Genomic DNA, 6963 nt, shown 5'->3' on the forward strand with positions numbered 1-6963 from the left:
GGCCTCGCCTTCGTCACCGATCTCTGCATCGCCGCCGATGACGCCAGGTTCACGCCCGCCTATGCCAAGATCGGGGTGTCGCCGGACGGCGGCTCCACGGTCGGCATCGTCGGCACGGTCGGATCGCGCCGGGCGCTGCAGGTCTTCCTAGCCGAGGACATTTTCACCGCGCAGCAGGCCTATGAATGGGGCCTGGTCGCCAAGACCGTTCCCGCGACCGAGCTGAAGGCGGCGACGCGGCAACTGGCCGAGCGCCTCGCGCAAAATCCGCCGGCTGCGATTGCCGGCACCAAGCAGCTGGTCTACCAGGCCGCGACGACGCCGGTGAAGCAGCAGCTGGATGCCGAGGAGCACAAGATCATCATGGCGATGAACACGGAGGCGTTCCGTACCGCCGTGAAGAAGTTCACGAGCAAGTCGAAGTGACGAGGCCAGCGCGCACGTTCTACGGCCTTCGTCACGGTGCGACCGACTGGAATCGCGAGGGGCGGTTCCAGGGCCGCACCGACAACCCGCTGAACGACGATGGCCTGCGACAAGCGCAGGAGGCCGCGCATGTGCTGCGCAGCCTCGGCATCAGCCGCATCGTCTCGAGCCCCCTGATACGCGCCGCGCGGACGGCCGAGATCATCGCGGACGCGATCGCGGTGCCCCTCGCGATCGACGCCGGCATCATCGAGTTCGATTTCGGCAGCTTTGAAGGCCTCCCCGTCCGCGACCTCATGATCAAGCACGGCGTCAAATCCGCGACAGGTCTCGTCTCGATCCTGCCGGCCGACGGCGAAAGCTGGGACGCCATGGCCGGGCGGTCGCTGGCCTGCGTCTCGCGCTGGCTTGCGCGCCATCCCGGCGACAACCTGCTGTTCGTCTGCCACGACGCCGTGATGCAAGCCATGGCAAACGCACTATCTGGCAGTTATTTCAAGAACAGCCACGGCACGCCGTTCCGCTACCTGCACGAAGACGCGCAGTGGCGGATCGAGCAGGTCGTTACCTGAGAGAGAGTACCGAGCGTGCGTTGCGCGACCGATCAACTCTTCCCGGTCTGCTTCCCGGCCCTCTGCATGAAATCGAAATCGCAGCCCTCGTCGGCCTGCATGATGGTCTCGTTGAACAGCCAGGCGTAGCCGCGCCGCGCTTCCTCGGGCGCGGCGGCGGGCTTCAGTGCGGCGCGGCGCCGCTCGAGCTCGGCGGCATCGACCAGGAGCTCGATGCTGCGGTTGGCGACGTCGAGGCGGATCATGTCACCGTTCTCAACCAGCGCCAGCGGCCCGCCGACCGCGGATTCCGGGGTGATGTGCAGCACGATGGTGCCGAAGGCGGTGCCGCTCATGCGCGCATCCGAGATGCGCACCATGTCCTTGGTGCCGCCGCGCGCGAGCTTCTTCGGGATCGGCAGATAGCCGGCTTCCGGCATGCCGGGCGCGCCCTTCGGGCCGGCGTTGCGCAGCACCAGCACGTCGTCTGCGCGGACGTCGAGATCGGGATCGTCAACGCGCAGCGTCATGTCCTCGACGGATTCGAAAACCACGGCACGGCCGGTGTGCTGCAGCAGCTTCGGGCTCGCGGCCGACTGCTTGATGACCGCGCCGCGCGGGGCGAGATTGCCGTGCAGGATGGCGAGGCCGCCCTCCTTCTTGATCGGATTGTCGCGCGAACGGATGGCGTCCTGCCCGGGCACGTCCTCGGCATTCGCCGCGATCTCGCGCAGCGTCTGGCCGGTGATGGTCCTGGCATCGAGATCGACGAGATCGCCAAGCTGCGCCAGTAGTTTCGGCACACCGCCGGCGTGATGGAAATGCTCCATGTAATGCTCGCCGGACGGCTTGAGGTCGACCAGCACCGGCACCTCGCGGCCGATCTGGTCGAAGGCTGCGAGATCGAGCCGGTGCGGCGAGCGATGCGCCATCGCGGTCAGATGGATCAGGCCGTTGGTCGAGCCGCCGATTGCCTGCAGCACGACCTGCGCGTTCTTGAATGACGAGGGCGTCAGCACTTCGCTCGGCTTCGGCCCCTTGGCCTTGGCCATCGCGGCGGCCACCTTGCCGCTCGCCTCGGCGAGACGGAAGCGCTCGGCATGCGGCGCCGGGATCGTCGCGCTCATCGGCAGCGACAGGCCCATCGCCTCGATCATGCAGGCCATGGTGGATGCCGTGCCCATCACCATGCAGGTGCCAACCGAAGGCGCGAGACGGCCATTTACGGCTTCGATCTCGGCATCGTCCATGTCGCCGGCGCGATATTTCGCCCAGAGACGGCGGCAGTCGGTGCAGGCGCCCAGCACCTCGCCCTTGTGATGGCCGACCACCATGGGCCCGACTGGGATGACAACGGTCGGCAAGTCGGCGCTGATCGCGGCCATCACCTGCGCCGGCAGCGTCTTGTCGCAGCCGCCGATCACGATCACCGAGTCCATCGGCTGGGCGCGGATCATCTCCTCGGTGTCCATCGCCATCAGGTTGCGCAGGTACATCGAGGTCGGATGCGCAAAGCTCTCTGCGATCGAGATGGTCGGGAACACGAACGGCATCGCGCCCGACAGCATCACGCCGCGCTTGGCCGCCTCGATGATCTGAGGAACGTTGCCGTGGCAGGGATTGTAGTCGCTATAGGTATTGGTGATGCCGACGATCGGCCGCTCCAGCGCGTCGTCGGAATAGCCCATGGCCTTGATGAACGCCTTGCGCAGGAACAGCGAGAAGCCGGCATCGCCATAGCTCGTCAGACCTTTGCGCAAGCCGCTCGTCATCAGGTCGCTCCGTCCTGTTTGCGTTGGTGGTACCGCCTCACCCCGTATTGTCAACAAGGCGCGCAAATGGATCCGGCGGAGGTCACCCGGCCGGGAGGACAATCTTTTGGTAGATGCTCCTCGATTGCACAACCGATTAACGGCTTATTAGAGGACTCTATCGCAAATAGTTTTCGAATAATATAACAACCATGCCGGGTTCCTTCGCCCGGAGGAATCCTATGAATGTACCCGGTGTCCTGATCGCAGCGGCGTTCGGCGCAGCTTTTTTTGCCGCGGAGTATGTGTGGTACTACCAGCCCGATTTGATCAACCCTGATGTCCTGATCAGCGCGCTCTCCTCCGAACACGCGAAAGCCCGCGCAGCCGTCCGGCATGCCCTGATCGATCCAGCGACGGCAACGTTCGGCGCGTTGCGTTCAGTCGAGTCCGGCGCGGCGAGGTATGTTTGCGGCGGCGTCAAGGCGAGGGACCAGTCCGGCCAGTTCACCGAAGTCGCGTTCGTCTACACCGTGGCCATCGATTTTGCCCGCATCGATGATAACGGACGCATCACGCATCAACATTCGGGGTACCGGCCCTGCCCCACCGAGGACGACAAGGTCGCCCAACAGCGGCCGGCTCTGTCGCCCGGCACGTCGGCCGCCATCAAGACCGTTCAGAAGATTGCCCCCGACGTGCAGACGTCGATGGCTCCCGTGCTGACAGCGCCTGCTGCCTCGGCGGGCGGATCGTCGTCCGGCGGGACAATGGAACGGCAGATCCGCGAGTTGGCCGGCCGGACCGTCCCGCCTGATGCCGCACCTGGACAGGCAAATTCGACTGCGAAGCGCGAGGCCGCCAGGGAAGGCGACTGGCCAGCCGATCGGCCGCCTACCGCCTGGCCCACATTCCCGCCGGACCACGCATTGGCGAAGCCAACCCGGAAGCGAACCCCGTCGGAAGCACTCGCGTTGGCGAAAGAGGTCGAAGACCGCTGGAAGCGAGCGGAATCGTCGGGCGACGTCTCCCTGCGTCCGTCCGCCGACGACATCAACGAGGCTTGCCGCGCGCTGCTCACGATCGATTCAAGAGACGCCCAATATCCAAACGCGTGGGCCGCCTTCGTACGATTGCAGAAGATAAGCCGGGACATCGCCAGAGGCTGATACGGACAACTCCCGGCGGAGGTCCGTCGCAACCTCTTGCCGGTGGCCGATCAACGCCTCCGAGCTGCGTGCTTTCACCCTAAGCGCTTGCGCTGGAACTCGTCCAACTGCGACACTTGAACGCAACTAAGAATGAGTTGCAATAATTGCACTGGCGCCAATTGCGTGGAATATTTGCGAATGACTTGCATTTGCATGGATTGATGCACGCACGCGAGATCCGTCCTCCGCGGGTCTCGATTTCGGGGTGATTGTTCGTGTCTGGAATATTGAGCTTCCCGCGCGCCGTGGCGGCGGCAACGATCGTGGCCAGCCAGCTGGCGAGCTGTGCCTTGGCCCACGCCGACGACAAGCCCGGACGTACTACCGGCACGCCTCCGAAGCCTGCGCAGAACCTGTCGTCAGCCCACGCGGAGATCGACACCGAGCACATTTTCGGTTTCAGCATGGGCTCCGACATCGGCAAGCCCGGCGAGATCGAGGTCGAGTTCGAGAATGTCGGCGCGTTCGGCAAGCGCTCCGGCAGCTACGCCGCCTGGGCCAATCTCAATCAGGTCAAATACACGGTCTCGGACAATTTCCGGATCGCGCCGGGATTTTCGCTGGGCGGGCAGCACATCAGCGGCGTTCCGGGACTTGCCGATCATCGGGACCTCGCTTTCAGCGGCGTCGCGCTCGAACTGCGCTACAAGCTGGTCGATCGTGCCGTCGCGCCGTTCGGGCTCACTCTCCACGCACAGCCCGGCTGGAGCCGGATCGACGACGCCACCGGCCTGCACATCGCGCAATATGGCGCGGAGTTTGCCGCGCTGTTCGATCGCGAGCTGGTCAAGGACAGATTGTTTGCGGCCTTCAACGTCTGGTACGGGACCGGCGGGACCCGCGAGATCGTCACCAATCTCTGGCGACACGATTCCGAGATGCAGCTCCAGGCGGCGATCTCCTACGCGGTGCAGCCCGACCTCTTGTTCGGCCTCGGCGTTCGCTACGCGCGGGCCTATGACGGCGGCGCACTCGATCGCTTTCTGGGCGATGCGGTCTTCGCCGGCCCGACCTTTTCCTACAGCATTTCGAAGGAAGTCGGCATCTCCGGCACCTGGCAGATGCAGGTCGCGGGCAAGGCACTCGGCGACAACCGCAGCCTTAACCTGGAGCAGTTCGAGCGGCACCAGGCGCTGCTGAGGATCAACTTGCATTTCTGATGTCAGGCTGCGGATGAGTTGCGCTCTCACGGAAGCCGCATCTTGGCGACGCCAGATCAATAGCGGCGCCAGGAGCTTTCTCCTCGCATGCGAGCACTGCTCTCTCCGGGCCTCATTGCGAGCTTCTCGCAATGACGTGTGGCGAGGGCGCAGGCTACATTAACGGGACTACCGCTTATTCCAATCGATAATCCGGCTCGGGTCGGCGTCGAACTCCATGCTGCAGAAGGTGCCGCCCTGGAAATAATCGCCGACCAGGTCCGGCTTGAGTTTGGCCTGCTCGGCCATCGCGTGCTCGCGAAAATCCTCGGCGCGTCCGGTGGGGCGGTAGCCGAGTTCGTAGGCGCGGTGATTGTCCCACCAGGCGCGCTCGTTGAAAGAGGCACCGTAAAGGATCTCGAAATGGACGTCGGGATGGTCGAGCCCGATGCGGCAGAGCTGCACGAGGTCGTCGGGCTTGAGCCAGATCGAGAGCCGGCGGTGGTCGAGCGGCATGTCGCCGAAATTTCCGATGCGCAGGCACGTCACCTTCATCCCGTGCTTGTCGGCATAGAGCGCGCCGACGGCCTCGCCGAACACCTTGCTGACGCCGTAGCGGCTGTCCGGCCGCGCAGTGACGTCGGTGCCGATCCTGTGGTGGCGCGGATAGAAGCCGACGGCGTGGTTCGACGAGGCGAACACCACGCGCTTGACGCCCTTGCGGTAGGCCGCCTCGAACAGATTGTAGCCGCCGATGATGTTGGCCTGGAGGATCTGATCCCAGCTGCCTTCGACCGAATAGCCGCCGAAATGGAGGATGCCGTCGACGCCCTCGCAGATCGCTTCGCATTGCGCGAGATCGGCGAGGTCGGCGGCCTTGAATTTCTCGTTCGCGCCGAGATCGGCCGGCGGCCTGATGTCGGAGAGCAAAAGATCCGGATAGATCGGCGGCAGCAGTTTCCGCAGGCTCGTGCCGATTCCGCCCGAAGCTCCCGTCATCAAGATGCGCGCCATGTCGTCCCTCGCCTATGCTGACCGATTTGCGGTCACGTGTCTCCAATGATAGCAGGATTGTCCAGAGGGAACCAAACGAGAGAACCGCCATGAATGAGGCATCGTCCCACTCCCAGGAACGGTCAGGCTGGCGGCCGGCGAGCTATTATCCCGATCCGGCCATTCAGGCACTCGATCCACGCTTCGAAAAATACTGGCTGAAATTGTCGGCGGTGGAGCGCCTCGCCACCGGCCTGCGCTGGGCCGAGGGGCCGGTGTGGTTCGGCGACGGGCGGTATCTCCTGTGCAGCGATATCCCGAACCAGCGCATCATCAAATGGGAGGAGGAGACCGGTGCGGTCAGCGTGTTCCGCAAGCCTTCCAATTTCGCCAATGGCAACACGCGGGACCGGCAGGGCCGGCTCGTCACCTGCGAGCACGGCGGCCGGCGCGTGGTGCGCACCGAATATGACGGCAGCATCACGGTGCTGATGGATTCGTTCGACGGCAAGCGGTTGAACTCGCCGAACGATGTCGTCGTCAAGTCGGACGGCTCGATCTGGTTCACCGATCCGACCTTCGGCCTGCTTGGCAATTACGAGGGCTACAAGGCTGAGCCCGAGCTCGACATGAACGTCTACAGGTTCGATCCGGAGACTCGCAAAGCCACGGTCGTCGCCGAGGGCGTGCTCGGGCCGAACGGGCTCGCCTTCTCGCCGGACGAGAAGATTCTCTACCTCATCGAATCCCGCGGCGTGCCGACCCGCAAAATTCTCGCCTATGACGTTTCACCTTCCGGCGACAAACTTTCGAATAAGCGCGTCTTTGTCGATGCAGGCCCCGGCACGCCGGATGGTTTCCGCGTCGACATCGACGGCAATCTCTGGTGCGG

7 protein-coding genes are annotated in these 6963 nt (G+C 64.3%); 5 read left to right on the forward strand and 2 right to left on the reverse strand.

The window, feature by feature from the left end:
• On the forward strand, positions 1–426 hold a 426-nt coding region (locus tag JHD07_RS09510), incomplete at its 5' end, for an enoyl-CoA hydratase-related protein (protein ID WP_291621360.1).
• Positions 423–998: a histidine phosphatase family protein gene (locus JHD07_RS09515; RefSeq protein ID WP_291621362.1), complete on the forward strand. Its 576-nt coding sequence runs from the start codon at positions 423–425 to the stop codon at positions 996–998. The genes JHD07_RS09510 and JHD07_RS09515, both read left to right, overlap by 4 nt.
• A gap of 32 nt (positions 999–1030) precedes the next feature.
• Here the strand turns inward: JHD07_RS09515 and JHD07_RS09520 are convergent, their stop codons facing one another.
• A complete protein-coding gene (locus JHD07_RS09520; RefSeq protein WP_291621365.1) occupies positions 1031–2749 on the reverse strand; it encodes an IlvD/Edd family dehydratase in 1719 nt (572 codons plus the stop codon).
• Between the two features lie 221 nt (positions 2750–2970).
• Here JHD07_RS09520 and JHD07_RS09525 point away from each other — a divergent pair, with 221 nt between their 5' ends.
• Entirely contained in the window at positions 2971–3897 is a 927-nt protein-coding gene (locus tag JHD07_RS09525; RefSeq protein ID WP_291621367.1) for a hypothetical protein, read from the forward strand.
• 257 nt (positions 3898–4154) lie between these two features.
• Positions 4155–5099 carry a hypothetical protein gene (locus JHD07_RS09530; RefSeq protein WP_291621369.1) on the forward strand — a complete coding sequence of 315 codons (945 nt, stop codon included), beginning with the start codon at positions 4155–4157 and terminating at the stop codon, positions 5097–5099.
• Between the two features lie 168 nt (positions 5100–5267).
• Here JHD07_RS09530 and JHD07_RS09535 read toward each other — a convergent pair whose 3' ends face one another.
• Positions 5268–6092 carry an NAD(P)-dependent oxidoreductase gene (locus tag JHD07_RS09535; protein WP_291621372.1) on the reverse strand — a complete coding sequence of 275 codons (825 nt, stop codon included), beginning with the start codon at positions 6090–6092 and terminating at the stop codon, positions 5268–5270.
• Positions 6093–6181: 89 nt separating this feature from the next.
• Between JHD07_RS09535 and JHD07_RS09540 the strand changes: the two genes are divergently transcribed.
• Positions 6182–6963: SMP-30/gluconolactonase/LRE family protein (locus JHD07_RS09540; RefSeq protein WP_291621373.1), on the forward strand; the 782-nt coding region annotated here is incomplete at its 3' end.

The sequence above is a fragment of the Bradyrhizobium sp. genome, from assembly GCF_016462955.1.
Lineage (GTDB): Bacteria > Pseudomonadota > Alphaproteobacteria > Rhizobiales > Xanthobacteraceae > Bradyrhizobium.